The organism is Actinomyces johnsonii (assembly GCF_006546835.1).
Taxonomy (GTDB): domain Bacteria; phylum Actinomycetota; class Actinomycetes; order Actinomycetales; family Actinomycetaceae; genus Actinomyces; species Actinomyces johnsonii.
In genome coordinates this window covers 12,447-32,761 of the sequence record NZ_VICB01000008.1, presented here as the reverse complement: position 1 = coordinate 32,761, position 20,315 = coordinate 12,447, and the positions used below count along the sequence as shown (strand labels likewise).

The following is a 20,315-nucleotide window of genomic DNA, read 5'->3' as shown; positions in this document are numbered from 1 at the left end:
GCTGATGGTCCTGGTACTGGAATGGGGACGGTTCATCGCGACGGTTCCCGGCCTCCCGTCGTCGTGCTCGGGGCTGCCAGTGAGCTCGGAATACTCAGAACCGTCCCGGGGCGGATCAGTGACGGATTCGGTCCGATGGCGTCGGCGTTGGCGCGATACAGGGCGGGCCAGCCCTGCGCGACCTGTGCGTGACCGGCCCCGGTGGGCAGGAGGTGGGCGGTGATCGACCACAGGCTCTCTCCGGGAAGGACGATATGAGTGCGACCCGACGGGGCCTCCGGGCCCGTGGCGGCGGGCGTGCGGTTTCCGGGAGTGCTGGGCGGCGTCGAGTCCTCCGGGCCACCGGCGCCGGCCGGTGGAGCCGATGGGGACGGTGCCGCGCTCCCAGGGCGGGACTGCGCGCCGTCCGGGTTGGTGGTAGGGGGCGGAGCTGCCGGTGTGGAGGAGCTCGACGGCGACTGCTCGTCCTGCGGTGACGGCGTCGGGGACTGGGGTGATGGGGCGGGCGCCGAGCTGGTGGGTCTCCACCCCAGGTCGTCGCCGCCTGCGGCGCCCTCGACGGCCAGCGCCGGGGCCGAGGACAGAGAGACGACCAGGGCGGAGGCCGCGATGCGACGGGCCGCGGGAGCGCCCCAGCCGTTGAGGAATCTGGCTGCCGGCCCGGGGGCGCCGTCCGGCCGGAAGGACGTGCGATCGTGCGGGCCGGGGATTGCGATGAGGGCGACTACGGCGGAGACGAGGTGCCACAGGGCGCCCAGGGCCCCGACCGCGCAGGTCCCGGCGACGACGGCGTCGGATAACTCGCTCATGCCCCAGGACTGCGGCGGGACCTCCATGAGGCCCTTCATGGCGCTGAGGGCTGCGTATCCCAGGAGAAGCAGGAGGACCCCGGACACCCCGGCCAGCAAAGTCAGTTGTAGGCGGGCCCCCATGTCAACCTCCATCGTCGTTGATGATTTTTAATAATGTTAGGTGTACTCCTATGGTGTTGTGTTGTCAAGGGTTATGGTGTCTTGTCTCGTAAGGCGCCGCTGTCGCAACGAGGCCGTTACCGCAGGTTGTCAGGGCTGGGAGGACAAGAGGTGCGGCGGCTTTGCTTCGCCTGCCGACTGTGGTGAGGTGGACTCATGGACTGGGACGTGATGCTCTCCGATCTGGAGAGCAGCTTCGATGCCGAACGCCGCGCGGACCTGGTGGCTCAGAGCGCCGAGCTCGCCGAGGCCGAGCACGCCTCGATCGAGGCGGTCGACCGGCTCCGGGGCTCGGTGGGGCGCCCGGTTCATCTACGGACGCGCGGAGGCGTGCCCGTCGACGGCGTCGTCACCCGGGTCGAGCCCGCTTACGTCCTTGTGGACGAGGGGGAGGGATTGCAGGCGATCGTCCCGCTGGCCGCGGTGGCGCTGGTGATGGGGCTGGCCGGTCCGGCGCCCCGGGATGCGCGCCGCCGCCCCGCGCTGGGGGCGCTGCTGCGTGAGATCGCTCGACGCGGAGTGAGGGTGCGCCTGGTTGTGGGCACTGGAGAAGTAGTGGGACGGCTGATCCGGGTGGGGGCGGACCACATCGACGTCGCCCTCGACCCTGAGGGCGGTGTCCGTGCGCGCCGCGCGCCCGGTGCGGGAGGTGCGGGTGTCGTCAGCGTCATGACCGCGGCGATCGAGGTGCTGCGCAGTCGTTGACCTCTGCTTCCGAGCGGGGACCGTGAAGAAATATCGGACGGCGTCTGACTCTGACGGTGTCCGACGGTGGTTGAGAGCGGACGCGGCTGAACGGGCGGCTCAGGGCTCCTCGTCCTCGCCCCAGCCCGCGGCCACCATTGCGCGGGTCGAGGCGAGTTGCCGCTGAATGTAGTCCTCGAGAGCCTGGTCCTCGATGCGCCAGAGCTTGCGGGCGCCGACCTGGATGGCTGGAAGGTCCCCGGTGCGGATGAGGGCGCGCACGGCCTGGGCGGACAGCTGGAGCTGCTCGGCGACGTCGGCGATGGTCAGGAATCGTGTGCTCATAGAACGATGATCCCACTGCCTGCCCCACTCCACAATTCTCAAAAAAATCTGTGGATAACCTTGCGGTATCATTTCATCTCGACGATGATTAATGGTGATCAAGGAGGATTCCCGTGTCGTCATCCAGTAGTGCGCACTCCCGAGCAGTACCCGAGCGCCCCCGCGGTGGCCGATGGCGCCGTCCCGCCTGGAAGGACCCGAGAATGGCCGGGGGAGTGGTACTGGTCGCTGCGGCCGTGGCCCTGGGCGCCTGGGCCGTTGACGCCGCCGCGGACACCACCCGCGTCTATGTGCTCTCCCAGGACGTCGCCCCCGGAACCGACCTGACCGCCGACGGAGTGCTCACGGTGGTCGAGGCCCACCCCGGCACCGATGCCTATGTCGAGGTCGGGCATCTGCCCGACGGCGCGGTCGCGACCCGCTCCATCAGCAAGGGGGAGCTGTTGGCGGCCGTGGCCGTGGACAGCAGCCGTGAGCAGGCGCTGCGCCCCGTGGTCCTCAACGTCGCCTCCAACCTGCCGGCCTCGACGAAGGTCGGCGACTACGTCGACCTGTGGCTCGTGCCCAAGGAGAACGTCGTCGGCAGGTCCGCCCAGGCGCCCGCGGCCGGACAGGCGGATCAGAGCGGGCAGGAGCCTGCCGGCGAGGGCGGGGCCCGCCGCGTGGCCACGGGCCTGGTCATCGCCTCGGTCGGTGAGCCCGGTAAGGGGCTGATCTCCGGGCCGAGCACCGGGGTGGAGGTCAAGGTCCCCGAAGCATCCCTCGCCGAGGTTCTCAGCGCCGTCGGGCAGGAGGGATCGCTCGTTCTGGTGCCCACCGGCCAGGAGGCGCCCGCGGAGAAATCCTCGTGAGCGCCCCGGGCACCGGGATCCTGCTCGCCCTCAGCGGCGATGACGCCGACATCCTGCGCACGCTGAGCCAACCGGGCAGTGGACTGTGCGTCGTGCGCCGATGCGCCGATCTGCCCGAGCTGCTCTCAGCGGGCATGGCCGGTCTGGCATCCTTCGCCCTGCTGGACACCGGCTTCGACGAGATCGATCGCACCGTTCTGGACCGGCTCGCCCGCGCCGGACTGAGCGGGCTGCTCCTGGTTGAGGGCCATGAGGAGGAGCGCTGGAGCAGTGCCGGGTGGCCGGTCCTGCGTCGCGACGCCGCCCCCGGCAGCATCTGCTCCGCGATGCAGGGCATCGCGCGGCGCGGCGCGACCGATGCCGGTGTGTCTCCCACCGGGTCCTCCGCCGAGGCGGGGACTGCACCCGGGGCGGCCGCCGATGCAGCGTCTGGGGCCGTTACCGGAGCGGAAGCTGCGGGCGACGACTGGCTGAGCGTCGCCACGCCCGCGTCGGCGGACGAGGACAGTGCCGCCAACGCTGCTAACGCTGCCAACGCTGCCCAGGAGATCGCCTGGTTCGAAGAGCTGTGGCGCCAGTCCCAGGGGCCGGACGGGGACGGGACGCCGTCGGTCCGGGCCGCTGCGGCGCCCGGACCACCGTCGCCCGCTCCGGGCCCGCCGGGCGCCGTGGCCGCTACGAGCACCTCGCAATCCCCTCATCCAGGCACCATGAATCCTGCGGGCGATGTCCAGCGGGGGCGGATCGTCCTGGTGTGGGGGCCCCACGGTGCCCCCGGACGCTCGACTGTGGCGGCCTCCCTCGCCCACGGCCTGGCCGCTTCCGGCGGGGCGATTCTCGTGGACGCCGACGTTGAGGCCCCCAGTCTGGTCCAGCTCCTCGGCATGGCGGAGGACTCTTCGGCCCTGGCCGGGGCCGCCCGCCTGGCCACTCACGGACGCCTCGACGCCGAGAGTCTTCAGCGGGTCCTGGCCCCAGTGGGTGGCGGGCTCTCCCTACTGGGGGGTCTGGGGCGGGCCGGGCGCTGGCGGGAGCTGCCACCGGCCTCCATGACCGAGGTGTGGCTGCAGTGCCGTCGGGCCGCGGCCTGGACCGTCGTAGATGTCGCCGGCGGTGTCATCGACGACGACATCGACGACTTCACGCTCGAGCCCGGACGCGGGGCGGTGACGGCCGACCTGGTGTCCCATGCCGACGTCGTCCTGGTGGTCGGTGGTGCGGACCCGGTCGGGGTGCGCCGTCTGCTCCAGCTCTTGGATGAGGTGGGCTCGTCCGTGACGCCCACTGGCCGGGTCGAGGTCGTCGTCAACCGGGTGCGGGCCTCGGCCGCGGGGCCCTCGCCCCAGCAAGCGCTGCGGGAGGCCTTAGCGCGTTTTGGCGGGTTGGAGGACATCGTGCTGCTGCCCGACGACGCGGCGACGGCCGATGCTTGCCTGCTCCAGGGGCGCAGCGTTCTGGAGGGAGCCCCCGGAAGCGCGCTGGGTAAGGCGCTGAGTGCCCTGGTCGACCGGATCGACCCTCAGGCGGGTACCGCCCGCAGGGCCCGCTCCTCGCGCCGGCCGCTGCTGCGGCGCAGTAGGCGTAGCAGAAGGCGCGACTCCGCGGAGCGGGCGACTGGAGCCGGAGGGATGACCGGCTCTGCCACGCGCAGCAAGGGCACGCGGCGTCGGAATGCTCGGACGGCCGGGATTCAGACGTCGGCTTCCCCGGCGCCCCGAGGAGCCGTGCTCTCACCGCAGCGCTCCCGGCAGCCGGAACCTCCTCGTCCGGCACCGCCGCCGCCCCCTCCGCCGCCACCGCCGTATTGGACGGGGCCGGAGCCGATCCACGGGGCGACCCACGACCCTGGCCCGACTCCGGGAGTCGATCGAGGCGGTGGGCGAGATGACGGCGGCCCGCCGCCGGGAACCGGGCACCACGGGCACTGACCTCCGGTGCATGCGGTCGCGAGCCCTGCGCGCCCGGGCGGTCGACGACGTCGAGCGGGGCACGGCCGGTGATGCAGACTGGGGCCATGCGCATCTACCTTCCCGCCACCGCCGCGCACCTGCGCGCCCCCGCCCTCGGCTCCTCGCAGGAGCCGTGCCCGGCCCACGCCGCGACCCCCGCCCTCGCCCGCGCCCTTCCGGAGGAGGACGAGGAGGGCCTGGAGGTCTCCGCCTCGCTGTGCGCCGCTGACGCCTCCCTCGTCCTGCTGGCCGAGCCCGGGTCCGAGGGACTGGCCGACCGGCGCATCGTCATCGCCGCCGACGTCGACGCTGAGCGCGTGCACGAGCTCGCAGTCGAGGGGGACACCCTGCCCGGCTCGGTCGAGGTGAGTGGCGAGATCCTCTGGGAGGACGTTGCCGCCCTGCTCGTGGATGAGGCCGAGGCGGAGGCCGACGTGCGGGCCGCCCGACTCGGCGACGAGGACGCCTTCGAGCGCGCGGCCGAGGCTGACCTGCTCTGGTACGACGTCACCGAGCGCGACGCGCTGGCCGAGAGCCTGGGGGTCTGACGCGGCTCTGGGCAGCACGGGCGGATGCCGGTTTCGTCCCGTGGCTCCCACCTTCGGCCCCGTCGTTGTACTCCAATGCCCCTGGAGCCGGTCTCGGCGGCCCGCCCAGTGACCAGTTCCACGACAGCCCGCCTTGCGCGACGGGCCGTGCCACTGGGTATGATGCTCACTGCCAAAGACCGCAGGTCTCCCGCTCCGGCGGGACCAAGTCCACTGAAGGTGGAGCCGGCGTAGGTGAGAACGTGACCCCCTCCGGGTATGCCCGGAGTGAGCCCCGTGCCCACCGGCGCGGGGCTTTTCCAGTGGTGTGGACCCTGCGGCATACCACGGAAGGAGGGCCCATGGCACGGCCTGACAAGGAAGCAGCCGTCGCTGCTCTGGCGGACAAGTTCCGCCAGGCCGACGCGGTCCTGCTGACTGAGTACCGGGGACTGAGCGTCGCCCAGCTCAAGGAGCTGCGTCGTTCCCTCGCCGGTAACGCCGAGTACACCGTGGTGAAGAACACGCTTGCTGCGATCGCTGCCCGCCAGGTCGGGCTCGAGGGCTTCGCCGACGACCTCAAGGGCCCCTCCGCCCTGACCTTCGTCACCGGTGAGCCGGTCGAGGCTGCCAAGGCTCTGCGTGACTTCGCCAAGGACAACCAGCAGCTCGTCATCAAGGGCGGTGTCATGGACGGCGCCGTGCTGTCCGCCGACGGCGTTGACAAGCTTGCCTCTCTCGAGTCCCGCGAGGTGCTGCTCGCCAAGACCGCGGGCGCCGTCAAGGCGTCCCTGTCCAAGGCTGCGTACCTCTTCGCCGCACCGGCCTCCAAGGCCGTGCGCACCGTCGACGCCCTGCGCGAGAAGCAGGAGACCGCGGCCTGAGGCCGCACGCGTCATCCACCAACCCTGCGCGCGCAGGAACCAGATAAGGAAGGAACGCCCATCATGGCGAAGCTGACCACCGAAGAGCTCATCGAGCAGTTCAAGGAGCTCACCCTCATCGAGCTCTCCGAGTTCGTCAAGGCCTTCGAGGAGACCTTCGACGTTACCGCCGCCGCTCCGGCCGCCGTGGCCGTTGCCGCCGCCCCCGGCGCCGCCGGTGGCGAGGCTGCAGCCGAGGAGAAGGACGAGTTCGACGTCATCCTCGAGGCCGCCGGTGACAAGAAGATCCAGGTCATCAAGGAGGTGCGCGCCCTGACCTCCCTCGGTCTGAAGGAGGCCAAGGAGCTCGTCGACGGCGCTCCCAAGCCCGTCCTCGAGGGCGCCAACAAGGAGGCCGCCGAGAAGGCCAAGGAGCAGCTCGAGGGCGCTGGCGCCACCGTCACCCTCAAGTGAGTCTTTCCCCGCTGCCGGACGCGGCCTGAGCGCCGCCGACGGCCGGGGAATCCAGCATTACCGGGTCCCGTCCACCATCAGGTGGACGGGACCCGGTCGCGTGCCGGGGTGCCGCGGTGTCCTGCGTCGACGTCGTCGGGCTGGGTTCTGGCCGCTGCCTGCGTCGGTGGGCCTGACGGCGAGGTAGGGGAGAATCGGGAACGTACTTTCTCTGCGAGAACTGCGATGTCCCGCAGATGACTGATGCCGGCCCCCAGTGGTCTGCGGGAGAACGCAGTTGCCGAACGAAAAGTACGTTCTCGACACCGGCGCGTGCGGTCGACGAACCGTGAAGGATGCTTCGAGAACCGCGACCTCATGGGGCGAGCACTCCTGGCGGCCGCTCGCCCCATAACCCGTTGCCCTGAAGTTCAGCGGCCGGCGAGAGATGGGAGACCACCTCGAGCGGGAATTTCGAGAGCAGCCGATCGGCCTGGGCGCGCATATCCCTGAGCGACGACCACGTCGCCCGGAAGAACCTCCACCCCAGCGCCTCGAGCTCGTCCTGGCGGAGTTTCTCGAGGAAGACGTCCTCCTCGGTGCGGTACTTGGTCTGGCCGTCGAACTCTGCGACGACATGGTGCTCGGGCCAGCCCAGGTCCAGGAACCGGTCCTTCGACAGCCCCGGTACCGGGAACTGGGCAATGGCCTTGGGCAACCCCACCACGAGTGCCATCCACCGCAGCACGCTCTCCCCGGGCGAGACCGCCCACGGACTCGCAGCGGCTAGTACCGCACGTGCCTGCGCTATTCCTCGCCTCCCCCGATGGCGCGTGATGAGCGTGTCCCAGCAGGCGTGAGCCGAGCACAGCCGCGTGGCGCAGGCATCGCGGTGCCACGGATCAGGCCGGCAGTGTCGGTTCAAGGCCGCGTCGGCGATGGAGAGCGCGTTGTATGGGGGCTCGTCGCAGGCGCAGTCGAAGGCGGTGCGCAGTACCGACGTCACGGGAACGCCCCCGACTACCTCGATCTCCTCGTCCCGCAGCTGAAGCTGACGACGATGCAGGCGGATCGGGCTGGCCTCCGAGGATGCCGACTCGACGGGAACGGGCACTCCCGAAGCCGGGTATCGGAACGCGGGCAGCGTCGTCGTGGTGAGACGCGGGTGACCGGAGACGGCGAGGTAGACGTCCGGCTCTCGCGTCCACATCGACAGCCCCTGAACCAGGGCGGCCGACGTGTGAGACAGGCAGGTAGCGGACGGGAGGAGCTGGTGTGCAGCGATCGCTCGCGCCAGGGAGACCATGAACCGCTGCTCCCAGCGCTGTCGGCCTGGGACGGGGCGTAGGTAGGCGCCCGACATGAGTCGCAGCAGACCGGGATTGCGCGACGCAGTGAAGCGCTTGCGGCGACCGGAGTAGATGATGGTGGGCCGAAGGTGTGCTGGGACCGGGCAGATGGAAGCGGGTCGACTGGCGGTGGTTGCGATGGGGCTCATGCGGTGAGTCTCCTCAGGGGGCATAGGCGTGACGAGCGCAGAACCCTGAGGTTGTGGATCCGGTGTCCTCTCGCCGGAGAAAGACTCTGCTGTGGATCCCGGGGCGGGGGAGTGGACTGCGGACTCCTGGTCGAGGGGCGGTGGGATCGACGTTCTCGTGTCGACGTCTCATCGCGCACCCGTGGTCGGTTTCGCTGCGGTGTCGGCCTGCGTCGACGTCGTCGGGCTGGGTTCTGGCCGCTGCCGCCGTTGGCAGGCCTGGCGGGGAGAGTGGGGGATCGGGAACGTACTTTCTCTGCGAGAACTGCGATGTCCTGCAGATGACTGATGCCGGCCCCCAGTGGTCTGCGGGACAACGCAGTTGCCGAATGGAAGGTACGTTCTCGACGGCGATGGCGGCGTCATCTGCGGGAATGGGGGTGGTCGGGAGGTGCGAAGGGGCGGCAGCGGCCTGTCGCGAGCCTGCCGGCAGCCAATGAGAGAGCCGCCCGGACAGAGGGAATACAGAGGGAATAAGGTCACGCGGAGGGCACGGGCGGGGCAGTATGCGTGACTGTGGTGGGAATCGCAAGGATCGGGTGAGAATCGGCGTGGAGTCCTTGACGCCGGCCGTGTACGCTAGCGCTTTGCGTGCATTGTGTGTATTGGCGCGAGGAGTATCTGCCCTCCGCGCGGGCCCCGGCCCGGTGGAACCCCGGCGGGCGTGAGCCCGACGAGGCAGATTTTACTCAACCCGGTGCTCGCGGTGTGCGTTGTGTGATCCCCGATCTGAGGGAAGGATCCCCCTTTGGCTGCCTCGCGCACCTCTGTACCCACTGCCGCTGACATCGCCGCTCGTACCGCGTCGCGTCGTATCAACTTCGCCAAGATCGCTGAGCCCATGCAGGCTCCGAATCTGCTCGCCCTCCAGACCGAGAGCTTCGACTGGCTCGTCGGTAACGAGAGGTGGCGCGAGCGGATGATCGCCGCCAACAAGGCGCATCCGGGTTCCCTGCCCGAGACCTCCGGTCTGGAGGAGATCTTCGACGAGATCTCCCCGATCGAGGACTTCGGGGAGACCATGGCCCTGTCCTTCCACGACCACCGCTTCGAGGAGCCGAAGTACACGGCCGAGGAGTGCCAGGAGAAGGACCTCACCTACTCGGCCCCCCTCTACGTGGTGGCGGACTTCGAGAACTTCTCCACTGGTGAGATCAAGTCCCAGACGGTCTTCATGGGCGACTTCCCGCTCATGACGGACAAGGGCACCTTCATCGTCAACGGCTCCGAGCGCGTCGTCGTCTCCCAGCTCGTGCGCTCGCCCGGCGTGTACTTCGAGCGCACCACCGAGAAGGCCACGGACAAGTACGTCTACAACGTCAAGTTCATCCCCTCGCGCGGCGCCTGGCTCGAGTTCGAGATCGACAAGTCCGACCGCGTCGCCGTGCGCATCGACCGCAAGCGCAAGCAGGACGTCACCGTCTTCTTGCTGGCCCTGGGCATGGACGAGTCGGAGATCCGCAAAGAGTTCGCCGACTTCCCGGCCCTGACCTCCGCCCTGGACGAGGACCGCAAGATCACCACCCAGGACGAGGCTCTCCTGGACATCTACAAGAAGATCCGCCCCGGCGAGCCGCCGAGCGTCGAGGCAGGCCGCACCCTGCTGGAGAACTTCTACTTCAACCCCAAGCGCTACGACCTGGCCAAGGTCGGCCGCTACAAGATCAACAAGAAGCTGGGCCTGGCCTCGGACCTGACTGAGTCCACCCTGCGGATCGAGGACATCGTCGCGGCTCTGCGCTACCTGCTGGCCCTGCACGCCGGTGCGGAGACCGTCGAGGGCGTGCGCGATGGAGAGATCACCGAGATCGCCGTCGAGTACGACGACATCGACCACCTGGGAAACCGCCGCATCCGCGCCGTGGGCGAGCTCATCCAGGCGCAGGTGCGCACCGGCATGAGCCGCATGGAGCGTCAGGTGCGCGAGCGCATGACCACCCAGGACGTCGAGGCCATCACGCCGAACACGCTGATCAACATCCGGCCCGTGACGGCCTCGATTAAGGAGTTCTTCGGAACCTCCCAGCTCAGCCAGTTCATGGACCAGAACAACCCGCTGGCGGGTCTGACCCACAAGCGCCGCCTGAGCGCCCTGGGCCCCGGCGGTCTGTCCCGTGAGCGCGCCTCCATGGAGGTCCGCGACGTCCACACCTCGCACTACGGGCGCATGTGCCCCATCGAGTCCCCCGAGGGACCCAACATCGGCCTCATCGGCTCGCTGGCCACCTTCGGGCGCATCAACCCCTTCGGCTTCGTCGAGACCCCCTACCGCGTCGTCGTCGACGGCCAGGTCACCGATGAGACCCACTACCTGACGGCGGATGATGAGGACCGCCACGTCATCGCCCAGGCCAACGTCACCCTCACCGAGGACGGCCACTTCGCCGAGGACCACGTCCTGTGCCGCGTTACCGGCGGTGAGCCGGCCCTCCTGCCCTCCTCGCAGGTCGACCTCATGGACGTCTCGCCGCGCCAGATGGTGTCGGTGGGTACCTCCCTCATCCCCTTCCTCGAGCACGACGACGCCAACCGCGCCCTCATGGGCGCCAACATGCAGCGCCAGGCCGTGCCGCTCATCCGCCCCGACGCCCCGCTGGTGGGCACGGGCATGGAGCGGCGCACCGCCGTTGACGCCGGCGACGTCCTCGTGGCGGACAAGGCCGGTGTCGTCACCGAGGTCTGCGCGGACTTCGTGCGCGTGGCGAACGACGACGGCACCGAGAAGGTCTACAAGGTCGCCAAGTTCCGCCGCTCCAACCAGGGCAACTGCTACAACCAGCGGGTCGTGGCCACCGAGGGCGAGCGCGTCGAGGTCGGCTCGGTCCTGGCCGACGGCCCCGCCACCAATGAGGGCGACCTGGCCCTGGGCCAGAACCTCCTGGTCGCGTTCATGACCTGGGAGGGCCTCAACTACGAGGACGCCATCATCGTCTCCCAGCGTGTGGTCGCCGAGGACATGCTCACCTCGATCCACATCGAGGAGCACGAAGTCGACGCCCGTGACACCAAGCTGGGCGCCGAGGAGATCACCCGGGACATCCCCAATGTCAGCGAGGAGACCCTGGCAAACCTCGACGAGCGCGGCATCATCCGCATCGGCGCCGAAGTCCGCAGCGGCGACATCCTCGTGGGCAAGGTGACCCCCAAGGGCGAGACCGAGCTGACCAGCGAGGAGCGCCTCCTGCGCGCCATCTTCGGCGAGAAGGCCCGTGAGGTCCGCGACACCTCCCTGCGCGTACCCCACGGCGAATACGGCATCGTCACCGGCGTGCGCGAGATCGACGCCGCCTCCGACGACGCCGAGCTGCCCGCGGGCGTCAACCGCATGGTGCGCGTCTACATCGCCCAGCGCCGCAAGATCACCGTGGGTGACAAGCTTTCCGGCCGTCACGGCAACAAGGGCGTCATCTCCAAGATCCTGCCCGTGGAGGACATGCCCTTCCTGGCCGACGGCACCCCGGTCGACGTCATCCTCAACCCGTTGGGCGTACCCAGCCGTATGAACGTCGGTCAGGTCCTCGAGCTGCACCTGGGCTGGGTAGCCTCCCGCGGCTGGGACGCCACCGCCGCCCACGAGGCCGGCGAGGCCTGGACCGCGCACCTGCCCGAGAACGGCATCAAGGCCGAGCCCCGCACGCCCGTGGCCACGCCCGTCTTCGACGGTGTTCGCGACAACGAGCTCATGGGTCTGCTGAACTCCACGCTGCCGACCTCCGACGGCCTGCAGCTGGTTGAGCCCAACGGCAAGGCGCGTCTGTTCGACGGCCGCTCCGGCGAGCCCTTCCCGTACCCGATCTCGGTGGGCTACATGTACATCCTCAAGCTCCACCACCTCGTGGACGACAAGATCCACGCCCGCTCCACGGGCCCCTACTCCATGATCACCCAGCAGCCGCTGGGCGGTAAGGCCCAGTTCGGTGGTCAGCGCTTCGGCGAGATGGAGGTGTGGGCCATGGAGGCGTACGGCGCCGCCCACGCCCTCCAGGAGCTTCTCACCGTCAAGTCCGACGACGTCAACGGCCGCGTCAAGGTCTACGAGGCCATCGTCAAGGGCGAGGACATCCCCGAGCCCGGCATCCCCGAGTCCTTCAAGGTGCTCATGAAGGAGATGCAGTCGCTGTGCCTGAACGTCGAGGCCCTGGACGCCGAGGGCAGCGCCATCGCCCTGGATGACACCGACGACGACGGCTCGCGCGCCGCCGAGGAGCTCGGCTTCGACCTGGGCAGGCGCCCAGGCGGGGCCACCGCCTCCACGGTCGACGAGATCTAAGTGGCCACCCCGGTGACGACTTCGTGACAACTTCATCGAGCCCCGTTTGAGGGCGGGCGGCAGGCCCGCCGCCCGCCCTCCCACCAGGCTCGCAGGCGCCGTCGGAGTCATGGAACAACGACGACGGAACGCCCCCAGACCACCACCTGATGAGATTCACCATCGGAAGTAGGAACTGTGCTCGACGCCAACGTGTTCGACAGGATCCAGCTCGGCCTCGCCACCGCGGAGGACATTCGCTCGTGGTCCCACGGCGAGGTCAAGAAGCCCGAGACCATCAACTACCGCACCCTCAAGCCCGAGAAGGACGGCCTGTTCTGCGAGAAGATCTTCGGCCCCACCCGGGACTGGGAGTGCGCCTGCGGTAAGTACAAGCGCGTGCGTTACAAGGGCATCGTCTGCGAGCGCTGCGGGGTCGAGGTCACTCGCTCCAAGGTGCGTCGCGAGCGCATGGCTCACATCAAGCTCGCCGCGCCGGTCACCCACATCTGGTACTTCAAGGGCGTCCCCTCGCGCCTGGGCTACCTGCTCAACCTCGCGCCCAAGGACCTGGAGAAGGTCATCTACTTCGCGGCCTACATGGTCACCGAGGTCGACGAGGAGGGCCGTCACGACGACCTGCCCTCGCTGCGCAACGAGCTCGAGGTCAAGAAGAAGCACCTCGAGGAGTCCGGCCAGGCCGAGGCCGAGGCCCGCCAGCAGCGCCTCGAGGAGGACCTCGCCCAGCTTGAGGCCGAGGGCGCCGAGACCTCCCAGCGCGACAAGCTCCGCAAGACCGCCGAGCGCGAGATCACGGCCATGCGCCGTCGCAACCAGCGCGCCCTGGAGCACATGGACAAGGTGTGGGACCGCTTTGTGAGCCTCAAGGTCGGCGACCTGGAGGGCGACGAGGTCCTCTACCGCGACATGGTCGCCGACTACGGCATCTACTTCAAGGGCGCCATGGGCGCCGAGGCCATCCAGGCGCGTCTTCGCAGCTTCGACCTGGAGGCCGAGGCGGCCGCCCTGGCCGAGATCGTCGAGAACGGCACCGGCCAGCGCAAGACCCGGGCCATCAAGCGCCTCAAGGTCGTCAACGCCTTCCGCATGACCGGCACCGCCCCGGAGTCGATGGTCCTGGACAACATCCCGGTCATCCCGCCGGACCTGCGCCCCATGGTCCAACTCGACGGCGGCCGCTTCGCCACATCCGACCTCAACGACCTCTACCGCCGGGTCATCAACCGCAACAACCGCCTCAAGCGGCTCATGGATCTGGGCGCTCCGACGATCATCGTCAACAACGAGAAGCGCATGCTCCAGGACGCCGTCGACGCCCTGTTTGACAACGGCCGCCGCGGCCGCCCGGTCACCGGCGTGGGCAACCGCCCGCTGAAGTCCCTGTCCGACATGCTCAAAGGCAAGCAGGGCCGCTTCCGCCAGAACCTCCTGGGCAAGCGCGTGGACTACTCGGGCCGTAGCGTCATCGTCGTCGGTCCCCAGCTCAAGCTGCACCAGTGCGGTCTGCCCAGCCAGATGGCCCTGGAGCTGTTCAAGCCCTTCGTCATGAAGCGGCTCGTCGAGCTCAAGGAGGCCCAGAACGTCAAGGCTGCCAAGCGCATGGTCGAGCGCGCCAACCCCAAGGTCTGGGACGTCCTGGCCGAGGTGATCCGCGAGCACCCCGTGCTGCTCAACCGCGCCCCCACCCTGCACCGCCTGGGCATCCAGGCCTTCGAGCCCCAGCTCATCGAGGGCAAGGCTATCCAGCTGCACCCGCTCGTGTGTGGCGCCTTCAACGCCGACTTCGACGGCGACCAGATGGCCGTCCACCTGCCGCTGGGCGCCGAGGCGCAGGCCGAGGCCCGCATCCTCATGCTGTCCTCGAACAACATCCTCAAGCCCTCCGACGGGCGCCCCGTGACCATGCCCAGCCAGGACATGATCATCGGCACCTACTACCTCACCTCCGACCCCGACCCGGCGGTCGAGGTCGAGCGCGACGCCGAGGGCAACGAGATCGTCCCGGCCTTCTCCTCCTTCGCGGAGGCGGTCATGGCCTACGACTTCGGCAAGCTCCACGTCAACGCCGCCTGCGACATCCGCTTCGAGGAGGGCATCGCCGCGCCCGAGGGCTGGCAGCCGCCCGAGGACTGGAACGAGGGCGACCCGCTCACCCTGCGCACCTCGCTGGGCCGGGCACTGTTCAACACCTCGCTGCCCGAGACCTTCCCCTACGTCAACTACGTCGTGGACAAGAAGCAGCTGGGCAACATCGTCAACGCCCTGGCGGAGAACTACTCCCGCGTGGAGGTGGCCGCCTCCCTGGACGCCCTCAAGGCCAACGGCTTCTACTGGTCCACCTGGTCCGGTATCACCGTCGCCTTCGCCGACGTCGTCTCCCCGGAGGCCAAGCAGGAGATCCTCGTTCGCTACGAGAACGAGGCCGCCGAGATCGAGGAGCAGTTCGAGCTCGGTGCCCTCACCGAGGACGACCGCTACGCCTCGCTCATCGACATCTGGACCAAAGCCACCGCCGAGGTCGCCGAGGCCATGCGCGAGAACTTCCCGCAGCGCAACACCGTCTACCAGATGGTGGTCTCCGGGGCCCGAGGCAACTGGGACCAGATCCGCCAGCTCGCCGGTATGCGCGGCCTGGTGGCCGACCCCAAGCAGCGCCTCATCGAGCGCCCGATCAAGTCGAACTACCGCGAGGGCCTGAGCGTCCTGGAGTACTTCATCGCCACCCACGGCGCCCGCAAGGGCCTGGCGGACACGGCGCTGCGGACCGCCGACTCCGGCTACCTCACGCGTCGTCTGGTCGACGTCTCCCAGGACGTCATCGTCCGCGAAGAGGACTGCGGCACCCGCAAGGGCCTGACCAAGAGGATCTTCTCCTGGATCGAGGCCGGCGACGAGCTCATCAAGGAGCCCTCGGAGATCCTGGGCACCACCGTGTTCGGCACCACCCTGGCGCGCGACGCCATCGATGCCGAGGGCAACCTCGTCATCGAGGCCGGTACCGACCTCGGTGACGCCGAGATCCAGTCCGCCATCGACGCGGGCATCGAGGAGATCACGGTCCGCTCCGTGCTCACCTGCGACTCCAACGTCGGTACCTGCGCCGCCTGCTACGGCCGTTCGCTGGCCACCGGTAAGCGCGTCGACATCGGTGAGGCTGTCGGCATCATCGCCGCCCAGTCCATCGGTGAGCCCGGCACGCAGCTGACCATGCGCACCTTCCACACCGGTGGTGCGGCCGGCGCCGCCGACATCACCCAGGGGCTGCCCCGCGTGCAGGAGCTCTTCGAGGCCCGCACCCCCAAGGGCGAGGCCGCCGTGGCCGAGGCCGCCGGCACCCTCAAGATCGAGGACGACGCCGACGGCAAGCGCCTGGTCATCACCCGCGACGACGGCGAGGAGGACGTCATCGTCCCGGTTTCGCGTCGTCAGCGCCTGCTGGTGACCGACGGCGACCACGTCGAGCCCGGTCAGGCCCTCACCGAGGGGCCGGTCGACCCCAAGAAGGTCCTGCGCCTTCGTTCGGTGGCCGCCACCCAGCGCCACCTCGTCGAGGAGGTCCAGGAGGTCTATCGCTCCCAGGGCGTGGACATCCACTCCAAGCACATCGAGGTCATCGTGCGCCAGATGCTGCGCCGCGTGACCGTACTGGACTCCGGGGACACCAACCTCCTCCAGGGGGACCTGGTCGACGTCATGCACTACCGCGCCGAGAACCGCCGGGTCATGGCTGAGGGCGGCAAGACCGCCACCGGCCGTACCGAGCTCATGGGAATCACCAAGGCCTCGCTGGCCACGGACTCCTGGCTGAGCGCCGCCTCCTTCCAGGAGACCACGCGCGTGCTCACCGAGGCCGCCATGAACGGCAAGTCCGACCCGCTGCTGGGCCTCAAGGAGAACGTCATCCTCGGTAAGCTCATCCCCGCCGGTACGGGTCTGGCCCGCTACTCGGACATCGAGGTCGAGCCCACCGAGGAAGTCAAGGCCGAGGTCTTCTCCCGCGTGGACCTGGGGGACAATGTCTTCGGCGAATCCGTTGCCCTGGACGACTTCCACTTCGGCGGCGACCTGCGCGCGGACTTCTCCAACGACTTCCGCACCGGCTTCTCCAGCAGCGAGGACGTCGAGTTCTAGTCGATCTCCTCAGGAGTGTCCGCTACTAGCGGCTTCCATGGTGTCCGGCTCGCGCCCCAGCTGGGGCGCGAGCCGGACACTGTTGTGTTGCGGACGGCAGAAGAACCGGCGACGCGGTAAGCGATGATCCTGGCGTGCTCAGTCGGTGGGCTCGGTGAGTCCTGCGAGCATGACCTCGCGGACGCGGCAGACCCAGGCCAGTTTCTCCTCCAGGGAGGCGCCGGCCGGGGTATTGATCTTGACGCCCTCGTACGCCTGGGCGGAACCAGCCGCGCGCATGGTGGCGGCCACCCGTTCGGGCGTGAGCCAGCTGGTCGGCTCGTGCTCGGCCAGCGGCAGGTGCGCGTCGGCCCACGCCCAGGCCCACTGGGTCTCCTCGGGGCCGGCGCCCGAGATCATGACGCCACCCAGGCGGCCGGCCTCCACCAGCTCGCGCACGTGACTCTCCGGAGTGTCCGGGTCGTGGGTCTCGATGACCGAGCGGCCCCAGTTGACGGTGATGAGAGCCGGGGTGTCCCTGCAGGCGGCGATCTCCTGGGACAGCGGCAGGAAGGCCTTCTCCGAAGGGCCCACGCCGCCCTCGGCGTCGCAGTGCTCCACGATCATGCCCAGGCTCCGGGAGGCGAAGTCCTCGGTCAGTTCGCTTAAGGAGGCGTGGAAGGCCTCGGCATCGGCCTGGTGGTGGGGCGCCGAGTGCAGCTCCACCCGGGTGACGACCTGCTGCCCCGCGGCCTGGTGCAGGCGGTCGACCGCTTCGAGCAGCGAGCGGGTGTAGGCCAGCGCCCGGCCGCGTCCGGCGTCGTCGGGGGAGGCCAGGCCGAAGGCGGGGTCTTTTCCGGTGCGGCCCATGGTTCCCGGGATCGCCGTGACGACGCACTGCGTGAAGCGCCCCGCCAGCTGCTCGGCCAGCCACGGCTCGGGCGCGTCGAGCGCCTCCCGGAAGGGCAGCTCGATGCCGTCGACCCAGCCGAGGTCGGCCAGCGCGCCGTAGAGGGCGGCGGCTCCCCGGCGGTCCTCGTCGTCGGGGGGAAGCATGGGGTAGGCGCCGACGACGACCGGTACGACTCGGCGTTCAGCGTGGTTCGCAGCGTGGTTCTCAGCCTGGTTCTCGGCTCGGTTCGCAGACCGATTCTCTGAGGCGGCGGACATGTGGTCTCCTTGAGGTTCTGGGATCGTGCTACAGTGCGCGATACATCAGACATCATATGACTGAAGGGCGTGGTGGCGCACCGTTGCGCTCAGCGCCGATCAGTCGCGGAACACTGCCGGGCACTCGATGCCGGCCCGAGGGACTTAGGCCATGCTTTTCGATCTCACCGCATCCGACACCTCCTCCCCCCTGAGCGTCGGCGAGCGCGACCTCGCCGCCCTGGCCTCCTGCGAGCGCGGCACGATCCTCCTCGACGCCGCCGTCCGGGCCGACGCCATCCTCATGACTCTCGCCGGTACCAACGGGAGGATCACGCTGTCTGTGCGTGCCGGGCGCCTCTACGGCGAGCAAATCCTCGGACCCAACGGCTCGCCGAAGACGGGGACGGGGGAGCAGGTCGGCGTCGAACGTCGCGTCCTCGACGCCGAGGACGCTCTGGGCCTGGACGACGGCCGCCCCCACACGATCGCCCTGAGCGTCAACGACGCCGGCACCCATCTCTACGCCGACGGCTATGAGTGCTTCTCCACGACCCTGACCGCCTTCCTCTCCCAGATCGGTCTGACCGGCGTGAGCATCGACCCCGACGGGATCACGACGGTGACGCGCCTGGCCGCCTGGGCCGAACCGCTCAGCGACCGCGCCGTCATGGCCCAGTCCCTGGCCGCCGTTCCACTGGTCCAGTTCGCGGCCAGCGAGCTCTCTGCCCGCGACGCCCGCCGTACCGGGGGCCTGACCACCGGCGCCATCCGCGCTCTCTTCCGCACCCGCGGCCGTGGCCAGGCCGGTACCGTCGTCGCCGCCAGCGGCCGGGCCGGCACCTTGCACCTCGACATCGATGCGCAGGGCCTGGCCTACCGGGTCCTGCCCGGAGCGGACTCGCACGAGACCGAGCCCCTCATCGAGGTGCGCGCCCCGGGCCACTGGGACGACGGGACCTGGCACGACGTCGTCGTGACCTCGGGGCGTGGTGCGGTGGAGATCCACGTCGACGGCTACCAGGTTGCCCACGCCCCCGGCGGCGCCTTCCTGGCCGACATCGCGCCGGTGGCCCGCGTGGTCGTGGGTGCAGACCTGGACGGCAAGCGCCTCTTCGGTGAGGCCCAGACCGCCATGGTCTACGACGCAGCCCTCACCGACGCCCAGATCAAGCGCCTGGCCGGCGCCGCCCCGCTGCCCACGCGCGCCCTGTTCGACACCGGCTACCACGGCGCCGAGTCCTACCGGATCCCCTCCCTGCTGACCCTCGACAGCGGTGTCGTCCTGGCCGGCGCCGACCAGAGAGTCTCCATCCCCAACGACGCCCCCAACGACATCAACCTTGTCATGCGCCGCAGCCTCGACGGCGGCCAGACCTGGGAGGAGATGCGCACCCTCCTCTCGCTGCCGGGAACCGGGGCGCTGGGAGCCTCCCTCATCGACTCCGTCCTGGTTCAGGACCGCTCCACCGGGCGCGTCATCTGCCTGGTCGACCAGTTCCCCGGAGGCATCGGCCAGCCCAATGCCGCCGTGGGCACCGGCTTCGACGCCCACGGGCGCCGCGTGCTGCACAACCGCGTTGGCGAGCTGTTCGCCGTCGAGCCCGACGGCGCCGTCATCACCGCCGCGGGCGAGCCCACCGACTACCGCATCGTCCCGAGCGATGAGACCGTCGCCGGCGCCCGCGCCGGTGACGTCCTCCTGGGCGGCGAGGCGGTCGGCAGCATCTACCTCGCCTACGAGCAGGCCCCCGAGGACTGCCTCTTCCAGCACCGCAGCTCCCACCTGCTCATGATCACCTCCGACGACGACGGCGCCACCTGGTCCGAGCCGATCGACATCACCGCCCAGGTCAAGGCCGACTGGATGTGCTTCCTGGGCACCGGCCCTGGCAACGCCATCCAGCTGACTGGGTCGGAGCACGCCGGGCGCATCCTCGCCCCCGTCTACTACAGCCACGAGGCCGGAGGCACCGGCCACCTGTCCTGCGCCGCCATCTACTCCGACGACGGCGGAGCCACCTGGACCCTGGGCGCCTCTCCCAATGACGGGCGCGAGGTCCTGGGCGCCGTCGTCTCCTCGCGCGACCTGGCCGACGAGCGGGCCAGCCTGTATGAGTCCGTCCTGGTCGAAGGCGCCGACGGCGCCGTGCACGTCTGGGCCCGAAACCAGCATCCCTCCGGGCGGGTCGCCCATGCCGTCTCCCGCGATGGCGGCGCTACCTGGGGCGAGGTCGACTATGACGCCCAGCTCACCGAGATCTTCTCCCAGCCCAATGCCATCGCCGTCACCGGCGCTCATGACGCCGCCGGCGCCGGTAAGGCGGGCGGCAGGAGCATCGTCTTCGCCAATGCCTCCCAGATGCTGCCCTTCCGCGGCTGCGGCGTCATGCGCCTGAGCCACGACGATGGCGCCACCTGGCCCCGCAACCGGGTCATCAACCCGCGCCACTACGTCTACCAGTGCATGGCCCAGCTGCCTGGCGGTGACATCGCCCTGCTGTGGGAGCGCGAGTGGCAGGGGCTGTTCCTCACCACGGTGCCCCTGACCTGGCTGACCGAGTCCCGCTCGACGATCTCCTGAATCCCCAAGCGGCCCGCCCCGC

The 20,315-nt window shown here is 69.5% G+C and carries 13 protein-coding genes; 9 read left to right on the top strand and 4 right to left on the bottom strand.

What is annotated here, in order from left to right:
- Positions 1-32 precede the first annotated feature (32 nt).
- Positions 33-932, bottom strand: coding sequence for a LysM peptidoglycan-binding domain-containing protein (locus FK256_RS06725; protein WP_244936240.1), 900 nt, complete (start codon positions 930-932; stop codon positions 33-35).
- 195 nt (positions 933-1,127) lie between these two features.
- Here FK256_RS06725 and FK256_RS06720 point away from each other — a divergent pair, with 195 nt between their 5' ends.
- Positions 1,128-1,676, top strand: a complete 549-nt coding sequence (locus FK256_RS06720) for a hypothetical protein (RefSeq protein ID WP_021609575.1) — start codon at positions 1,128-1,130, stop codon at positions 1,674-1,676.
- 99 nt (positions 1,677-1,775) lie between these two features.
- Here FK256_RS06720 and FK256_RS06715 read toward each other — a convergent pair whose 3' ends face one another.
- Positions 1,776-2,000, bottom strand: coding sequence for a helix-turn-helix domain-containing protein (locus FK256_RS06715; RefSeq protein ID WP_009234041.1), 225 nt, complete (start codon positions 1,998-2,000; stop codon positions 1,776-1,778).
- Between the two features lie 203 nt (positions 2,001-2,203).
- Between FK256_RS06715 and FK256_RS06710 the strand changes: the two genes are divergently transcribed.
- The 5 genes from FK256_RS06710 (at position 2,204) to rplL (ending at position 6,664) form a co-directional block, all read left to right on the top strand.
- On the top strand, positions 2,204-2,851 hold the full coding sequence (locus FK256_RS06710; RefSeq protein WP_141424234.1) for a hypothetical protein: 648 nt from the start codon (positions 2,204-2,206) through the stop codon (positions 2,849-2,851).
- Complete coding sequence (locus tag FK256_RS06705) at positions 2,848-4,779, top strand: CpaE/TadZ family protein (RefSeq protein WP_141424196.1); 1,932 nt, start codon at positions 2,848-2,850, stop codon at positions 4,777-4,779. The genes FK256_RS06710 and FK256_RS06705 overlap by 4 nt, the downstream gene beginning before the upstream one ends.
- A gap of 86 nt (positions 4,780-4,865) precedes the next feature.
- Positions 4,866-5,348, top strand: coding sequence for a DUF6912 family protein (locus FK256_RS06700; RefSeq protein ID WP_141424195.1), 483 nt, complete (start codon positions 4,866-4,868; stop codon positions 5,346-5,348).
- Between the two features lie 341 nt (positions 5,349-5,689).
- Positions 5,690-6,211, top strand: coding sequence for a 50S ribosomal protein L10 (gene rplJ, locus FK256_RS06695; RefSeq protein WP_141424194.1), 522 nt, complete (start codon positions 5,690-5,692; stop codon positions 6,209-6,211).
- A 63-nt stretch (positions 6,212-6,274) separates the two neighbouring features.
- Positions 6,275-6,664: a 50S ribosomal protein L7/L12 gene (gene rplL / locus FK256_RS06690; RefSeq protein WP_003783501.1), complete on the top strand. Its 390-nt coding sequence runs from the start codon at positions 6,275-6,277 to the stop codon at positions 6,662-6,664.
- A gap of 355 nt (positions 6,665-7,019) precedes the next feature.
- On the opposite strand, the gene FK256_RS06680 is transcribed toward rplL, so the two are convergent.
- Positions 7,020-8,141, bottom strand: a complete 1,122-nt coding sequence (locus FK256_RS06680; RefSeq protein WP_141424192.1) for a hypothetical protein — start codon at positions 8,139-8,141, stop codon at positions 7,020-7,022.
- Between the two features lie 787 nt (positions 8,142-8,928).
- Between FK256_RS06680 and rpoB the strand changes: the two genes are divergently transcribed.
- Positions 8,929-12,450, top strand: coding sequence for a DNA-directed RNA polymerase subunit beta (rpoB, locus tag FK256_RS06675; protein WP_039892859.1), 3,522 nt, complete (start codon positions 8,929-8,931; stop codon positions 12,448-12,450).
- Between the two features lie 177 nt (positions 12,451-12,627).
- On the top strand, positions 12,628-16,581 hold the full coding sequence (locus FK256_RS06670) for a DNA-directed RNA polymerase subunit beta' (RefSeq protein WP_141424191.1): 3,954 nt from the start codon (positions 12,628-12,630) through the stop codon (positions 16,579-16,581).
- A 138-nt stretch (positions 16,582-16,719) separates the two neighbouring features.
- On the opposite strand, the gene FK256_RS06665 is transcribed toward FK256_RS06670, so the two are convergent.
- Positions 16,720-17,730: a DUF4862 family protein gene (locus FK256_RS06665; RefSeq protein WP_141424190.1), complete on the bottom strand. Its 1,011-nt coding sequence runs from the start codon at positions 17,728-17,730 to the stop codon at positions 16,720-16,722.
- Between the two features lie 151 nt (positions 17,731-17,881).
- Between FK256_RS06665 and FK256_RS06660 the strand changes: the two genes are divergently transcribed.
- On the top strand, positions 17,882-20,293 hold the full coding sequence (locus FK256_RS06660) for a sialidase family protein (protein WP_141424189.1): 2,412 nt from the start codon (positions 17,882-17,884) through the stop codon (positions 20,291-20,293).
- Positions 20,294-20,315 lie beyond the last annotated feature (22 nt).

Excerpts from the sequence above, each read along its gene's own strand:
- FK256_RS06665 (WP_141424190.1), bottom strand. The coding sequence starts at position 17,730 with ATGTCCGCCGCCTCAGAGAATCGGTCTGCGAACCGAGCCGAGAACCAG.
- FK256_RS06715 (WP_009234041.1), bottom strand. The coding sequence starts at position 2,000 with ATGAGCACACGATTCCTGACCATCGCCGACGTCGCCGAGCAGCTCCAG.
- FK256_RS06725 (WP_244936240.1), bottom strand. The coding sequence starts at position 932 with ATGGGGGCCCGCCTACAACTGACTTTGCTGGCCGGGGTGTCCGGGGTC.
- FK256_RS06720 (WP_021609575.1), top strand. The coding sequence starts at position 1,128 with ATGGACTGGGACGTGATGCTCTCCGATCTGGAGAGCAGCTTCGATGCC.
- FK256_RS06700 (WP_141424195.1), top strand. The coding sequence starts at position 4,866 with ATGCGCATCTACCTTCCCGCCACCGCCGCGCACCTGCGCGCCCCCGCC.
- FK256_RS06710 (WP_141424234.1), top strand. The coding sequence starts at position 2,204 with ATGGCCGGGGGAGTGGTACTGGTCGCTGCGGCCGTGGCCCTGGGCGCC.
- rplL (WP_003783501.1), top strand. The coding sequence starts at position 6,275 with ATGGCGAAGCTGACCACCGAAGAGCTCATCGAGCAGTTCAAGGAGCTC.
- FK256_RS06680 (WP_141424192.1), bottom strand. The coding sequence starts at position 8,141 with ATGAGCCCCATCGCAACCACCGCCAGTCGACCCGCTTCCATCTGCCCG.
- rplJ (WP_141424194.1), top strand. The coding sequence starts at position 5,690 with ATGGCACGGCCTGACAAGGAAGCAGCCGTCGCTGCTCTGGCGGACAAG.
- FK256_RS06660 (WP_141424189.1), top strand. The coding sequence starts at position 17,882 with ATGCTTTTCGATCTCACCGCATCCGACACCTCCTCCCCCCTGAGCGTC.